Source organism: Roseivivax lentus (assembly GCF_900156805.1).
GTDB lineage: Bacteria > Pseudomonadota > Alphaproteobacteria > Rhodobacterales > Rhodobacteraceae > Roseivivax > Roseivivax lentus.
The window spans coordinates 149,097-163,385 of record NZ_FTOQ01000004.1; the positions used below are offsets into that span (position 1 = coordinate 149,097).

Below are 14,289 nucleotides of genomic sequence, written 5' to 3' on the forward strand. Positions count from 1 at the left end.
AAAGGCTCCGCCAGAGGTCAGGCCGCGACGGCAGCGATCCGTGCGCCGACAGGACCGAAGGCGGCCTCGAACCAGGCGCGGGACTGCACCGGATCGATCCCCGCCGAGGCGGCCACCCGCGCCCGCGCCTCCGGCGAGAAGGACCACAAGCCGACCGAGATGCGCGCCCGTCCCTCGCCTTCGCTGCCCAGAACCTCGGGGGCGGCGCCGATGCGGTTGTAGATGCGCACCATGCGCGCATCGAAGACGCCAACGAAATGTTCGACCCCGAAGCCCTGCATCACCTCGCCGCCCGCCAGCATCAGCGCCGCGGCGGCGCCGGGATCGGTGTCGCGTGCGAGGCAGAAGCGGGTGCATTCCCAGATCAGCGCGCTTTCGATGCGCACGCCGCCGGTCAGATGGCCGAAATGGTCGTTGATCATCGTGTCGCCCGTCGTGGGCATCAGCCGCATGGAGCCGCCATGGCTGCCATCCGCGCGTTCCCAGATGACGTAGAGCGGGTTCATCGCGTCGTAGGCGTCGCGCTCTTCGCCGCTTGCGTCGAGCTCGACCTCCCAGCCGAGCCGGGTGCGGAACTGGTCGGCCCGGTCGCGGAACATGGTGCGGGCGAGTCCGGGATGGCGTGCAAGTTCGGAGGCATAAAGATATCGGATCATCGTTTGGCCCTTTCTGTCTTGACAGAAAGAGCTAAGCGGAGATGGGCTTAAGTTTGGTTAATCGCGGCGTGCGTTGCGTGGCCCCGGGGCGCGCCTCAGACGACGATCAGCCCGCGTTGCAGCGCCTGCGCGACCGCGTGTGTGGTGTTGAGCGCCCCGAGCTTGAAGCGCGCGCTCTCGATATAGACCCGCAGCGTGGATTCCGAGATCGACAGCGTATCGGCGACCTGGGCGCGGGAATACCCCACCGCGATCAGGGTCATCGCATCGACCTCGCGCGGGGACAACGTGGCCGGTTTCGGACCGCGCCCGGGCTGGAATTCGAGGGCCTTCTGATTGAAGTAATGCGCAACGAGAATCAGTTCGCGGCGATGGTGTTCGGTGAATTCCTGCCATTCGAAATCGGTGCAGGAATGGTTCAGCGTGAACAGCGCGAATTGACCGTTCGGACCCCGGATCGGGACCGAGAAGCCCTGGTTTCCGACACCGTATTCGATCGCGTCGCGCAGAAAGGCCCGCGCCGCCTTCGAGGACCAATCGAACCGTTTCCAATCCACCGGATGAAAGCGCTGGTAACATCCCACGATGACCGGATCGATCCGCAAATATCCCCTTTCGAGATACCGCGCGACCCAGGCCGGATCGTAGGTGCCGCAGCCGAATTGCTCGCCATCGGCGGCGACCCAGTGATAGACGATGTGATCGACCCCGAACTGATCGCGCAGCTCCTCGATCAGAGGCTGCAGATCATCCTGCGACTTTGCGGCTTCCAGCCGCGCGAGTTGTTCGTCCAACCCGGAACTCAGCAACGCGATCCCCAACGCCTGCTCCCCTTTCATGCGACGCGATCTCGGCATGAGCGATCATTTGAGCTTCGTTCAGTTGAGCAGCCAACATGTCGAGCGCATTTGCATTCGCAAACCGTGTCAGATCCGAGAGTACGTCGATAATCCAGTCGTGTCGCATGGAATGCTCGCCCCCAAATGGTTAACAAAGTATTAACACAACCCTAGCAAGAACAGCTTATGGTGAATATTCACGAATTTCACCTCCCCCAAAATAGCGATGCAGCGATGCGGAAGCGCCGCAAATCACGCGATTTGCCAAATGGCGCAACGAAAAGGCCCGCATCCGGGCTGCGGATGCGGGCCTGAAACGCCGCCGGGGCGTCAGGATTCGTTAACGCTTCGCGGCGAGCGCATCCTCCAGCGTGCGCAGGCCGGTCGTCGGGGCCTGCACCAGAACGGACATGTTTCCGGGCTTGTGTTCGTTCCGCATCATCTTCATGTGCGCGTCGGGAATCTCCGCCCAGGGGAAGACTTCGGACATGCACGGATCGAGGCGCCGCTCGATCATCAGCTTGTTGGCCGCGGAGGCCTGCTTGAGATGCGCGAAGTGGCTGCCCTGCAGGCGCTTCTGGTGCATCCACATGTAGCGGACGTCGAAAGTGCAGTTGAAGCCCGACGTGCCGGCGCAGATCACGACCATGCCGCCCTTCTTCACCACGAGGGTGGAGACCGGGAAGGTCGCCTCGCCGGGATGCTCGAAGACCATGTCGACATTCACGCCCTTGCCGGTGATGTCCCAGATCGCCTTGCCGAACTTGCGTGCTTCCTTGAGCCAGGCATTGTATTCGGGCGTGTTCACCGTGGGCAGCTGGCCCCAGCAATCGTAATCCTTGCGGTTGATGACGCCCTTGGCGCCCTGATCCAGCACGAATTGCCGCTTGGACTCGTCCGAGATGACGCCGATCGCGTTGGCGCCGGCGGTATTCGCCAGCTGGATCGCGTAGGAGCCGAGGCCGCCCGACGCGCCCCAGACCAGCACGTTCTGGCCGGGCTTGAGGTCGTGCGGCTCGTGGCCGAAAAGCATCCGGTACGCGGTGGCGAGCGTTAGCGTGTAGCAGGCCGCCTCTTCCCAGGTCAGGTGCTTGGGGCGCGGCATGAGCTGCTGCGCCTGCACGCGGGCGAATTGCGCGAAGGAGCCGTCGGGCGTCTCGTAGCCCCAGATACGCTGGCTGGGCGAGTACATCGGATCGCCGCCGTTGCAATGCTCGTCGTCGCCGTCATCCTGGTTGCAATGGATCACGACCTCGTCGCCGACCTTCCAGCGGGTGACCTTGTCGCCCACCTTCCAGACGATGCCCGACGCGTCGGATCCCGCGATGTGATAGGGTGCGCCGTGTCCATCGAAGGGGCTGATCGGCTGACCGAGGCCTGCCCAGACACCGTTGTAGTTGACGCCCGCGGCCATCACGAGAACGAGGACCTCGTGGCTGTCGATATCCCAGACGTCCACCACCTCGACCTCGAAGCTCTTGTCGGGCGCGCCATGGCGCTCGCGGCGGATGGTCCAGGCGTACATCTGCTTGGGAACGAAGCCCATCGGAGGCATCTCGCCGATCTCGTAGAGATCCTTTTCGGGTGCATCGTATTCCGCGATGCCGGTCTGCGTATCGAGAGCCATGGCTGCCTCCTGTCCTGCGTCTTCTATCCGTAATCCATGTGGTCGGGATTGCGCCGCAGTGCGGCGGCGGAATCGCTCTGCAAGCCGGGATATCGTCGCTCGCGCAACAATTCAATCGTGTTTCGGTATGAGTTTGAAATTTTATGACCGAGCAGTTGCAGAAAGTTATTCTGCAAGCGCAAAGTCCGGAAGAAGATGTCGGACCGAGTTGGCGTAGTAGCGCAGGATGGGCCGCGCATCCTCGGAGGGCGCGATCCGGCCCTCGGTCTCGGTGACGAGGCCTCGCGTCCGAAGCCGTTCGATGGCGTAGGCAGCGCCCTTGCCGGGATCGCCGTCCGGTAGAACGATGGCCTGCGCGTGGGTGGCCTTCACGGCACCGAAAGCCGCCTCCAGCGCGCTCCGGTCCATCGGGCCGCGCGCCAGCAGGATCAGCGACAGAAGCGGCACCGGCGGGATGGGGATTGCGCTTTCGATGCGCGCTAGGATCTCGTCGCCCAGGGCTTCGGGCCGGCGCGCCAGACGCTCCTCGGCGCGCAGGGACAGCGGCAGGCCGAACCGCACGGCAGTGTAGCCGAAGCGCTGGAACCGCCCGGTCAGACGGTTCCAGAACAGCACCAGCGCATAGCGGAAGGCCGACAGGACACCGGCCCGAAACCGCCGCTCGCCGCGCCGGTCCGCGTCGATCAGGATCGTGTCCTCGAGCACCCGGTCGTAATTGATCGCGACCGGCACGAAGACCACGTCGCGGGCACGCAGATCGGCGCCTTCCGCGATATACTTCACCAGACCCACCTTCGGCGGCTTCACCGATCCGTCGAGGCTGAGCCCGCCTTCGGGGAAGATCGCCTGCGCCACGCCGCCGCGCGTCGCCATGTGCACGTATTTCTCCAGCACCTTGCGATACAGGGCGTTCCGCGACTTGCGGCGGATGAAATAGGCCCCCATCGCGCGGATGAGCCCCGAGAGCGGCCAGACCCGCGCCCATTCGCCGACCGCGTAGGACAGCGCGGACCGGCGCGCCGCGAGATAGGTCACCAGCACGTAATCCATATTGGAGCGGTGGTTCATCACGAAGATGACCGTGGCGTCCTTGTCGATCGCCCCGATCGCGTCGTGATCGATATCGCCGACATCCACGCGGTAGAGCGCGTTCGACAGCCAGCGCGAGGCCCGGATCGCGAAGCCGAAATAGGCTGAGGCCGAGAAGGCCGGGACGATTTCCCGCGCATAGTCGCGCGCCTTCTCGAAGGCCACGTCCTCGCGCAGGTTGTTCTCATGGGCATGGGTGACGACCGCTTCCGTCACGTCGGGATCGTAGATGAGCCGCTGGATCAGATCGTAGCGGCGGGCGAGCTTGAAGGGCTGGATCGGGCGTTCGAGCCGTTCGTTCAGCCGGGCCACGATCTTTTCGGCGCGGCGCCGGAAGAACCACCGCACCGACGGGAACAGGAAATGCGACGCCATCGTCACCGCCGCGAACAGCAGGATCAGCAGGAAAAGCCAAAGCGGCAGGGTGACTTGCGTCGTCATGCCCGAAGGATGGCCCGAGGCTTGAGCTTAGGCAATCCCGCAGGCCCGCTTTGGCCATGGGGTTTCGGGCCTCTTCCGGCGGCCTTGCCGCACGGCTATACTTTGCGCGGTGTTGCCGCGATGCAGCGAATTGACATCGCCACAAAGTTTCGAATATGCGTACCGGAACGCAAGAATATTACCCACACGATTCACCCCGAGGAATGCGATGACCCAGACCCAAACCCCGCCGCAGATAGACAAGCCCTGGCTCATCCGCACCTATGCCGGACATTCCACCGCCCAGGCGTCCAATGCGCTTTATCGCGGGAACCTCGCCAAGGGGCAGACTGGCCTGTCGGTCGCCTTCGACCTGCCTACCCAGACCGGCTATGACAGCGATCACGTGCTCGCGCGCGGCGAGGTCGGCAAGGTCGGCGTTCCGGTCTGTCATCTGGGCGACATGCGCACGCTCTTCGACCAGATCCCGCTCGAGCAGATGAACACCTCCATGACGATCAACGCGACCGCGCCCTGGCTGCTGTCGCTCTATATCGCGGTGGCCGAGGAACAGGGGGCGGATATCTCGAAACTGCAGGGCACGGTGCAAAACGATCTCATCAAGGAGTATCTGTCGCGCGGCACCTATATCTGCCCGCCGAAGCCGTCGCTGAAGATGATCGGGGACGTGGCCGAGTATTGCTACAAGCACATCCCGAAATGGAACCCGATGAACGTGTGTTCCTATCACCTGCAGGAGGCGGGCGCGACGCCCGAACAGGAACTGGCCTATGCGCTGGCCACCGCCATCGCCGTGCTCGACGAGCTGAAGCCGCGTGTGCCGGCCGAGGATTTCCCGACGCTCGCGGGCCGGATCTCGTTCTTCGTGAATGCCGGCATCCGCTTCGTCACCGAGATGTGCAAGATGCGCGCCTTCGTGGACCTCTGGGACGAGATCCTCGCCGAGCGCTACGGCATCGAGGACGCCAAGTACCGCCGCTTCCGCTACGGCGTGCAGGTCAATTCGCTGGGCCTGACCGAGCAGCAGCCCGAGAACAACGTCTACCGCATCCTGATCGAGATGCTCGCGGTGACCCTGTCGAAGAACGCCCGCGCCCGCGCGGTGCAGCTTCCGGCCTGGAACGAGGCGCTGGGCCTGCCCCGCCCTTGGGACCAGCAATGGTCCATGCGCATGCAGCAGATCATGGCCTACGAGACCGACCTTCTGGAATATGACGATCTTTTCGACGAGAACCCGGCGGTCGAGCGCAAGGTCGCGCAACTGAAAGAGGGCGCGCGGGCAGAACTTGCCACGCTCGACGGGATGGGCGGGGCGATCGACGCCATCGATTACATGAAGGCGCGCCTGGTCGAAAGCAACGCCCTGCGCGTGCACAAGGTGGAGCGCGGCGAGACCGTCGTGGTCGGCGTGAACCGCTGGACGGAAACCGAACCGTCGCCGCTTCTAGGCGAGGATGGCGGCATCATGGTGGTCGATCCGGCGGTCGAGGCCGACCAGGTGGCCCGCCTCGATGCCTGGCGCGCCGAACGGGACGGCGACGCGGTCGCGCGCGCCCTTGCCGACTTGCGCCAAGCCGCGCGCGAGGGCCGCAACGTGATGCCCGCCTCCATCGCCGCCGCCAAGGCCGGGGCGACCACGGGCGAATGGGCCGCCGAGATGCGCGCGGCCTTTGGCGAGTATCGCGGCCCGACCGGCGTTTCGAAATCCATGTCGAACCAGACCGAGGGCCTCGAGGATATCCGCGAGGCGGTCGATGCCGTGTCCGACAAGCTTGGACGCCGGTTGAAATTCCTGATCGGCAAGCCGGGCCTCGACGGACATTCCAACGGCGCCGAACAAATCGCCTTCCGCGCGCGGGATTGCGGGATGGAGATCGACTACGAAGGCATTCGACTCACCCCCGAGGAAATCGTGAACGCCGCCGCAGATGGCAACATTCACGTGGTGGGGCTGTCCATTCTGTCGGGATCGCACTTGCCGCTCGTGGAAGATACGCTGTCGCGGATGAAAGCGGCGGGGCTCGGCCATATTCCCCTGATCGTCGGTGGCATCATTCCCGAAGAAGATGCCAAGCGACTCCGCGCGACGGGCGTTGCGCGGGTCTATACGCCCAAGGATTTCGTCCTGAATTCAATCATGATGGACATCGTGCATCTTGCCGATCCGGAGGCCGTAGCGGCCGAATAAGCCACTCCGACGCGTTGTGTCCCGCCACTCCGCGCACCTGAAACGGTGCGCGGAGTTTTTCTTATTCTTGCATTGATCCAAAACAGGGCTTGTTCAATTCCGGAAAATATAGAATAGGAAAAATACTGGATGGAGAGAAAAACCATGAATACCAATCTCGATAAACTCTCGAAAGAAGACCTCGAGCAACTGAAAAAGGACGTCGACAAGGCGCTGAAGTCCGTTGATGCCCGCCGGAAAGCCGAAGCGAAACGTGCGGCGGATCAGGCGGCAAAGGAATACGGCTTCTCACTCGACGACCTGTTCGGAAGCACGGCGGCAAAGGGCACGAAAGGCCTTCCCAAATACGCCAATCCCGCCGATCCCACTCAAACCTGGACCGGCCGCGGCCGCAAGCCGGGCTGGGTCAATGACGCGCTCAAGGCAGGCAAATCGCTGGACGACCTCGCACTCTGATGTCGATCCATATCGGCGCCGATCCCGGCGCAATTGCCGAAACGGTTCTGATGCCCGGCGATCCCTATCGGGCGCGCTGGGCAGCGGAAACCTTTCTGAAATCCCCCGAACTCGTAAATGATGTACGCGGAATGCTGGGTTATACCGGCACCTGGAATGGGCATCGCGTCACCATTCAGGGATCGGGAATGGGCATGCCCTCCTTCTCGATTTACGCCAATGAGTTGATCCGCGACTACGGCGCAAAGACGCTCATTCGCATCGGATCCTGCGGGGCGATGCAGGAGCATGTCAAAATCCGCGACGTGATTGTAGCAATGACGGCCTCGTCGCTTTCCACGCCCTCGCTCGGCATTTTCCGCGAGTTGAATTTCGCGCCCTGTGCGGATTGGGGCCTGCTGCGCGCCGCGGTCACCGCCGCCGAGGCCAAGGGGGCCCCGGTGCATGTGGGTGGCATCTATTCCGCGGATGTCTTCTATGACGAACGCCCGGATCTCAACGAACAGATGACGCGCCATGGCATCCTCGCCGTAGAGATGGAGGCAGCCGAGCTCTACAACCTCGCCGCGCGGCACGGCATTCGCGGCCTCGCCGTCCTGACGGTCAGCGATCACCTTTTGACCGGAGCCGCCCTGCCCTCCGAGGACCGGGAACGCAGCTTCGGCGACATGGTCGAGATCGCGCTCGCGGCGGCCTTCAGCTAGATCGCGACCGCGCGTTCAGGTGCCGTGGCTGCGGTCGTAGCCATTCACCGGCGGCGGCGCCCAGCCCGTCAGCCCTGCGGGCTCCGGCCTCAGGATCTCCACGATCAGGGGGTGGCAGGACGCCGCGTCCGAGGAATGCTCGGTACTGCAATCCCCGCCCGGACAGGCCGACAAAGCGCCCAGGAGGTCGATCTCGGCGAAGAAAGTCAGCGCATCGCCGGGCCGCACCGGCGAGGCCTTCATGAAATACTGGCCCGTATCGCGGGTGAACCCGGTGCACATGAAGACGTTGAGCACGTCATGCACATGCGGCTCGGCCTCAGCGATCGGCAGGCCCAGCCGGGCCGCCAGCGCGCGCGTCAGGTTCGAATGGCAGCAATGATGATAGGTCCCGCCCGAAAGCTGCCGGTGGGTATAGGGATCGCAGCGGGTGCCGATCACGTCGTGCACGCTGCCCCCGAAGGCGTCGATGCCGTACCAGTCGAGGCTGTCAGCAACGATCGTGGCCATGGGCCGGAGCGCGGGAAAGCTGGACCAGAGCCGGTCGCCGGTCGTCACATGCGTGCCGTGCAGGGCGCGCGTCTTGCCGGAATAGAACCGCTCCGACAAATCCTGCGCGTTCCAAAGGTTGAGATCGCCCACCTGCGGCCCTTCGCTTGAGACGATGCGGAAGAAGTGCCCGGCGGGCGCCGAGAAACACGCGGCGTCGCGCGGCGGAACGATGACGGTGTCGATCACTTCCGCGGTGCCCAGGGCATCGGCATAGAGCGGAAGGTCGACCGGCGGAAGCGTCTCGGTCGGGTAGCAGATCACCGGCGCGATGGCGCGGCGTCTTTCGGCATCGGGGGGTGGTGTCTGCATTGCGGGCTCCGGAATGTCGTCCGGAGCCTTTCGCGTTCCCGTCCTCTTGGCAAGCCGGGGGCGAAAATCGCACGCGATTTTCGCGGGCAAATCCGACGCGGATTTGCGGGCTCGTGACGACCGGTCGTGCCCGGCCTGCCCGAGGCAGCCGAAGACGCGCGCGCCGGTCGGGGGCCCGCGAAATCCTCGCAGGATTTCGGCGCGCAATCCGCGTCGGATTGTGCATCCGCACTCAGATGACGACAACGTCGCGCGGCGGGAAGCCGCCGCCGATGTTCAGGAGCGACAGGTCGTGACCGGCCGCGCGGGCCGCATCCAGTTCTGTCAGAGACGTTACCGTCGCTACGGAACCGTGGGCCTGACCCTTGGGACAGAGGCGCGTGCGTTGGCGCGCACATGCTCCTGCGCCCAAGTCGCCTCAAAAAAGAATTCGGCGGATTTGGAAATGATTTCACGGGCTAACCGGTGGGCCGCAGACAGCGTTCCGGCGGCTTTCCCGAGGGGCCTTTCACCGTCGCGCCGCATTGTACGCAGAGCCAGTCGCTTTGCCCCGTGCCGTCGCGGGTCTCGCGCCAGCGGCAGGCGCGCATTCCCTTCCGGGCCACGTAGGCCACGATGATGAACGCGATGATAAGACCGATGGGAACGAGCATGGGCCCCCTTTTTCTATGCCGTCTGTGCCGTCTGCCCCGACGCCCCCGATTACCGCGGGACGCGGCGTGGGGCAAACGGCATGGCGGTTACTGCGTGTCAGGCATAGCGTGCCAGTTGCGCGGCCTGCGTGTCAGCGCGGCCCTTGGAGCTCGGGCGCTGGTGCAGCGCATTTCCGGGATAATAGGCGAAGGCGTCCTCGAGGGCGCGCAGGGCCTCTGCGGCATCGATCTTGGATGCGGTTCTGGATGTGGACGTGGTCATAGGCGACCTCTTTCCGTTTGGTCTGCCCTCCCTCACTCCAGAATATGGGAAGGATTGTGTGCGAGAGTATACGCAGCACCTGCATGGCGGTTTGATCCCATTGCATGGCGGAATGCGGGCGCAAAAAGGCCCCGGACTGAGGATGCAGCCGGGGCCCTTTTGCGGTGCTGTGTCGGTGCCTGCCGGAGGCGATCAGATCGCGCGCTCGACCATCGTCTTCTTGATCTGCGCGATGGCCTTGGCGGGGTTCAGACCCTTCGGGCAGGTCTTAGCGCAGTTCATGATCGTGTGGCAGCGATAGAGCTTGAAGGGATCCTCGAGGTCATCGAGACGCTCGCCCGTCGCCTCGTCGCGGCTGTCGATGATCCAGCGATAGGCATGCAGAAGCGCTGCAGGCCCGAGATACCGGTCGCCGTTCCACCAATAGGACGGGCAGGAGGTCGAGCAGCAGGCGCACATCACGCATTCATAGAGCCCGTCGAGCTTTTCGCGGTCCTCGATGGATTGCTTCCACTCTTTCGCGGGCGTGTTGGTCTTGGTCTCCAGCCACGGCATGATCGAGGCGTGCTGCGCGTAGAAATGGGTCAGATCCGGGATCAGATCGCGCACCACCGGCATGTGCGGCAGCGGGTAGACCTTCACGTCGCCCTTCACGTCGTCGATGCCGTAGATGCAGGCCAGCGTGTTGATCCCGTCAATATTCATCGCGCAGGAGCCGCAGATTCCTTCGCGGCAGGACCGGCGGAAGGTGAGCGTCGGGTCGATCTCGTTTTTGATCTTGATGAGCGCGTCCAGCATCATCGGCCCGCAATCGTCGAGATCGACGAAATAGGTATCGACGCGCGGGTTCTCGCCGTCATCGGGCGACCAGCGGTAGATCTTGAAGGTCTTGAGCCGGTTCGCCCCTTCGGGCTTCGGCCAGGTCTTGCCCGTGCGGATGGTGGAGTTCTTGGGGAGTGTCAGTTGAACCACGACAATGCCTCCATGTCAGCGTTACATAGGTTGTAGGTCTTGCGGGCGCGCGGGAAAAGACCCGCCTGCCCGGCTGTGATGATCCGCCGCGTCCTCATGCGAAGAGGTCCTGCGAGGCTTCCACGAGGCGCCCGACCTTGCGGCGGGCATCCAGGGGAATATCCAGACCGTTCAGCTTGCGCATGAAGTCCAGAACGGCGGGTTTCAGGCTTTCGTTCGACCGGCCGGGGCGCGGCATCGCGTCCATCGCGGCATCGTCGATGCCGGCCAGACGAAAGAGCGCCCGTCCCAGAAGCGGCGCCGCGCCCGAGAGGTCGTCCTCCATCGCGAAGACATGCACCGGCGCGGACAGCGCCGCGCGGATCTTGGCAAGGCCCGGTGTCCAGTCGACCTCGCCGGGGATCGCCGCGATCCAGCGGTCCGCATCGGCGGTGACCCCGCGCCGCTTGACCGCCTGGTTGTAGGCGCTGCTCAGCCAGGCGTCGCGGTCGCGGGTATAGAAGACGAAATGCAGGTCCGGACCGGTGCCGAAATGGCGTTCCAGGATCGGAAGGTAGGTGGCGGCCAGATCGAAGATGGTCCGGCCATCCTCGGCGACGATGTCCTTGCCGAAGAGGTTTTCGTCGGAGATCAGCACCGTCTCGCCCGAGTCCTGCGCCCAATGCGCACAAAGCGCCGCGGCCTCCGCCTCCACCCGCGAAAGCGCGCTGCGCCCGGGGGCATGGATATGCGCCTGCACGGCGCGGCGGAACGGCCGGGTCAGCGCATCGCGGGCCGACACGCTGAGGCCTTCGGGCAGCGCATCGGCATTCAGCCGCAGGAAGTCCTGGATGCTGGTTGTTCCGGTCTTGCGAAAGCCGCAATGCACGATCACGCGCGCCGGTCCCTGCCACGGCGCGGCAGCGGGCTTGCGGGACAGGAACGGCAGCGCCATGGCTCAGCCCGCCAGCTGCACGAGGGCGCTGTCCGCCAGACAGCGCACGGTCGCGGGTTGCTGAAGGATGCCGGCGACGATCTCGCCCGTGGCGGCGGTCGGGCCGGTCACGCTGTCGGCGGCCAGCGCGTAGATCTGCTGCGCGGTGGCGTTGTCGATCACGCAGTTGATCGCCGGTTCGATCGGCAAGCCCGGATAGCGCTCCAGCACGACGCGGTTGACCGCCGATTTCGCGGCGTTCCGCGCGATCTGGTCCTGCGTCTCGGGCGCGCAGGCCGACAGGACGGCCAGCATGGCCGCCGCGACGCTTGTCCCGCGCAGAACCCTCAGCGGAAGCAATAGGCCGCCCCCCCGTAGATCACCGGCGCATTGACCGGACAGGTGGCGGAAGATCCGATGCTGGGAGAGGCGGTCATCGCCGGACGCATTTGCGCAAGCGCGGCAGAAGGCGGCTTGCCGTAGGTATAGTTGCTGCGCACGACACCCCCGCTCGTTTGCGTCCCGATGCGCTGCGGCCCCATCGCCGCTGCGACGGAGGCCTCGAGCGCGCCGGGGCCCAGAACCCTCTGGCGCGCGCAGGCGTTGAGCGCGTCTGCGCCTTCCTGGGTGCCACCCGGCCCCGGGGTCGCCACGGGCAACGCGATGCCCGCGGCATATTCGTAGGTCCCTGGCGGCTGGATCTGCGCGATGCAGCCGACCATCGGGTCCGAGCTGCTGCCGCCGGTATCGCCGCAGCCGGCCAGAAGGGCCGGTGCGCAGAGCAGGGCCGCCAGGTACTGCATCAGAACGTCCGCTCTTTCGGCGCGATCTTCTTCAATGCGATGCCGCCCTGATCCTCGGTGGTCAGGGGATCGGTGACGATGGGACGATAGCTGAGGTCGATCTTCGCGCCGTCGATATGGCTGATCGTGTGCACGCGCCAGTTCTCGTCGTCGCGGGTGGAATGATCCTCGTGGGCATGGGCGCCCCGGCTTTCCTTACGCGCCTCCGCACCCGCGATGGTCGCCAGCGCGTTCGGCATCAGGTTCGTCAGCTCCAGCGTCTCCATGAGGTCAGAGTTCCAGACGAGGCTGCGGTCGGTGACCTTCAGGTCATCCACCTTGCCCGCGATCGACACCATCTTGTCGAGGCCCTTCTTCATGGTCTCGGCGGTGCGGAAGACGGCGGCATCGGCCTGCATGGTCTTCTGCATCTCGAGGCGCAGCTCGGCGGTGGGCGTGCCGCCATCGGCGTGCCGCAGCGCGTCGAAGCGGTCGAGCGCCTTGTCCACCTGGCCCTTGTTGACGGCCCGCGTCGCGGCCTCGCGGTCCACGACCTTGCCCGCGCGGATCGCCGCAGCGCGCCCGAAGACGACGAGGTCGATGAGCGAGTTCGAGCCCAGGCGGTTCGCCCCGTGAACCGAGGCGCAGCCCGCCTCGCCGACGGCCATGAGGCCCGGCACGACGCGGTTGGGCTCGTCCTTGGTGGGGTTCAAAACCTCGCCCCAGTAATTCGTCGGGATGCCGCCCATGTTGTAATGCACGGTGGGGATGACCGGGATCGGCTCTTTCGTGACGTCGACACCCGCGAAGATGCGCGCGGATTCGGAGATGCCCGGCAGGCGCAGATGCAGCGCCTCTTTCGGCAGGTGCGACAGGTTGAGGTGGATGTGATCGCCGTCCTTGCCGACGCCGCGGCCCTCGCGGACCTCCATCGTCATGCAGCGCGAGACGTAGTCGCGGGGCGCGAGGTCCTTGTAGTTGGGCGCGTAGCGCTCCATGAACCGCTCGCCCTCGGAATTGGTGAGATACCCGCCTTCGCCGCGTGCGCCCTCGGTGATCAGGCAGCCCGCGCCGTAGATGCCGGTCGGGTGGAACTGCACGAATTCCATGTCCTGCAGCGGCAGGCCCGCGCGCGCCACCATGCCGCCGCCGTCGCCGGTGCAGGTATGCGCCGAGGTTGCGCTGAAATAGGCCCGGCCATAGCCGCCGGTCGCGAGCACGACCATCTTCGCGTTGAAGACATGCATCGTGCCGTCGTCGAGTTTCCAGCAGACGACACCCGTGCAGGCGCCGTCATCGTCCATCAGCAGGTCTATGGCGAAATACTCGATGTAGAACTCGGCGTTGTTCTTGAGCGACTGACCGTAGAGCGTGTGCAGGATCGCGTGGCCCGTGCGGTCGGCGGCGGCACAGGTCCGCTGCACCGGGGGGCCTTCGCCGAACTCGGTGGTGTGGCCGCCGAAGGGACGCTGGTAGATCTTGCCTTCCTCGGTGCGCGAGAACGGCACGCCGTAATGCTCAAGCTCGTAGACCGCCTCGGGCGCGTGGCGGGCGAGGTATTCCATGGCGTCGGTATCGCCCAGCCAGTCCGAGCCCTTCACCGTGTCGTACATGTGCCACTGCCAGTGATCCGGGCCCATGTTCGACAGGGACGCCGCGATGCCGCCCTGAGCGGCCACGGTGTGCGAGCGGGTCGGGAACACCTTGGTTACGCAGGCGGTTCTGAGGCCCTGCTCGGCCATGCCGAGGGTCGCGCGGAGGCCGGAGCCGCCCGCGCCGACGACCACGACGTCATAGTCGTGCGTTTCGTATTCGTATTCAGCCATGTCGCGTATCGCTCCGAATT

General features: G+C 64.9%; 15 protein-coding genes. 3 read left to right on the forward strand and 12 right to left on the reverse strand.

Annotated elements, in window-relative coordinates:
* Positions 1 to 17: 17 nt before the first annotated feature.
* From BW990_RS09410 to BW990_RS09425, 4 genes are all read right to left on the reverse strand, one after another.
* Complete coding sequence (locus tag BW990_RS09410) at positions 18 to 656, reverse strand: acyl-homoserine-lactone synthase (RefSeq protein ID WP_076447489.1); 639 nt, start codon at positions 654 to 656, stop codon at positions 18 to 20.
* A 95-nt stretch (positions 657 to 751) separates the two neighbouring features.
* Positions 752 to 1,495 carry a helix-turn-helix transcriptional regulator gene (locus BW990_RS09415; RefSeq protein ID WP_076447492.1) on the reverse strand — a complete coding sequence of 248 codons (744 nt, stop codon included), beginning with the start codon at positions 1,493 to 1,495 and terminating at the stop codon, positions 752 to 754.
* Between the two features lie 340 nt (positions 1,496 to 1,835).
* Complete coding sequence (ccrA, locus tag BW990_RS09420; protein ID WP_076447494.1) at positions 1,836 to 3,122, reverse strand: crotonyl-CoA carboxylase/reductase; 1,287 nt, start codon at positions 3,120 to 3,122, stop codon at positions 1,836 to 1,838.
* Positions 3,123 to 3,287: 165 nt separating this feature from the next.
* Positions 3,288 to 4,652 carry a 1-acyl-sn-glycerol-3-phosphate acyltransferase gene (locus tag BW990_RS09425; protein ID WP_076447497.1) on the reverse strand — a complete coding sequence of 455 codons (1,365 nt, stop codon included), beginning with the start codon at positions 4,650 to 4,652 and terminating at the stop codon, positions 3,288 to 3,290.
* A 208-nt stretch (positions 4,653 to 4,860) separates the two neighbouring features.
* Here BW990_RS09425 and BW990_RS09430 point away from each other — a divergent pair, with 208 nt between their 5' ends.
* The 3 genes from BW990_RS09430 to deoD all read left to right on the forward strand — a co-directional run bounded on the left by BW990_RS09430 (position 4,861) and on the right by deoD (position 8,000).
* On the forward strand, positions 4,861 to 6,840 hold the full coding sequence (locus BW990_RS09430) for a protein meaA (RefSeq protein ID WP_076447500.1): 1,980 nt from the start codon (positions 4,861 to 4,863) through the stop codon (positions 6,838 to 6,840).
* 144 nt (positions 6,841 to 6,984) lie between these two features.
* Positions 6,985 to 7,296 (forward strand): H-NS histone family protein, encoded by a 312-nt coding sequence (locus BW990_RS09435; RefSeq protein ID WP_076447503.1) that lies wholly within the window; start codon positions 6,985 to 6,987, stop codon positions 7,294 to 7,296.
* Complete coding sequence (gene deoD / locus BW990_RS09440; RefSeq protein ID WP_076447506.1) at positions 7,296 to 8,000, forward strand: purine-nucleoside phosphorylase; 705 nt, start codon at positions 7,296 to 7,298, stop codon at positions 7,998 to 8,000. Before BW990_RS09435 ends, deoD begins: the two co-directional genes overlap by 1 nt.
* Positions 8,001 to 8,015: 15 nt before the next feature.
* Here the strand turns inward: deoD and BW990_RS09445 are convergent, their stop codons facing one another.
* From BW990_RS09445 to sdhA, 8 genes are all read right to left on the reverse strand, one after another.
* Positions 8,016 to 8,861, reverse strand: coding sequence for an urea carboxylase-associated family protein (locus BW990_RS09445; RefSeq protein ID WP_076447509.1), 846 nt, complete (start codon positions 8,859 to 8,861; stop codon positions 8,016 to 8,018).
* A gap of 458 nt (positions 8,862 to 9,319) precedes the next feature.
* Positions 9,320 to 9,514, reverse strand: a complete 195-nt coding sequence (locus BW990_RS09450; RefSeq protein WP_076447512.1) for a hypothetical protein — start codon at positions 9,512 to 9,514, stop codon at positions 9,320 to 9,322.
* 97 nt (positions 9,515 to 9,611) lie between these two features.
* Positions 9,612 to 9,776 (reverse strand): hypothetical protein, encoded by a 165-nt coding sequence (locus tag BW990_RS21795; protein ID WP_159441621.1) that lies wholly within the window; start codon positions 9,774 to 9,776, stop codon positions 9,612 to 9,614.
* 192 nt (positions 9,777 to 9,968) lie between these two features.
* Complete coding sequence (locus BW990_RS09455; RefSeq protein ID WP_076447515.1) at positions 9,969 to 10,748, reverse strand: succinate dehydrogenase iron-sulfur subunit; 780 nt, start codon at positions 10,746 to 10,748, stop codon at positions 9,969 to 9,971.
* Positions 10,749 to 10,842: 94 nt separating this feature from the next.
* Positions 10,843 to 11,682 (reverse strand): hypothetical protein, encoded by an 840-nt coding sequence (locus BW990_RS09460; RefSeq protein ID WP_076447516.1) that lies wholly within the window; start codon positions 11,680 to 11,682, stop codon positions 10,843 to 10,845.
* Between the two features lie 3 nt (positions 11,683 to 11,685).
* Positions 11,686 to 12,021, reverse strand: coding sequence for a hypothetical protein (locus BW990_RS09465; RefSeq protein WP_234990203.1), 336 nt, complete (start codon positions 12,019 to 12,021; stop codon positions 11,686 to 11,688).
* Entirely contained in the window at positions 12,009 to 12,464 is a 456-nt protein-coding gene (locus BW990_RS09470) for a hypothetical protein (RefSeq protein WP_076447518.1), read from the reverse strand. The genes BW990_RS09465 and BW990_RS09470 overlap by 13 nt, the downstream gene beginning before the upstream one ends.
* A complete protein-coding gene (gene sdhA / locus BW990_RS09475; RefSeq protein ID WP_076447519.1) occupies positions 12,464 to 14,269 on the reverse strand; it encodes a succinate dehydrogenase flavoprotein subunit in 1,806 nt (601 codons plus the stop codon). Before sdhA ends, BW990_RS09470 begins: the two co-directional genes overlap by 1 nt.
* Between the last annotated feature and the right edge of the window lie 20 nt (positions 14,270 to 14,289).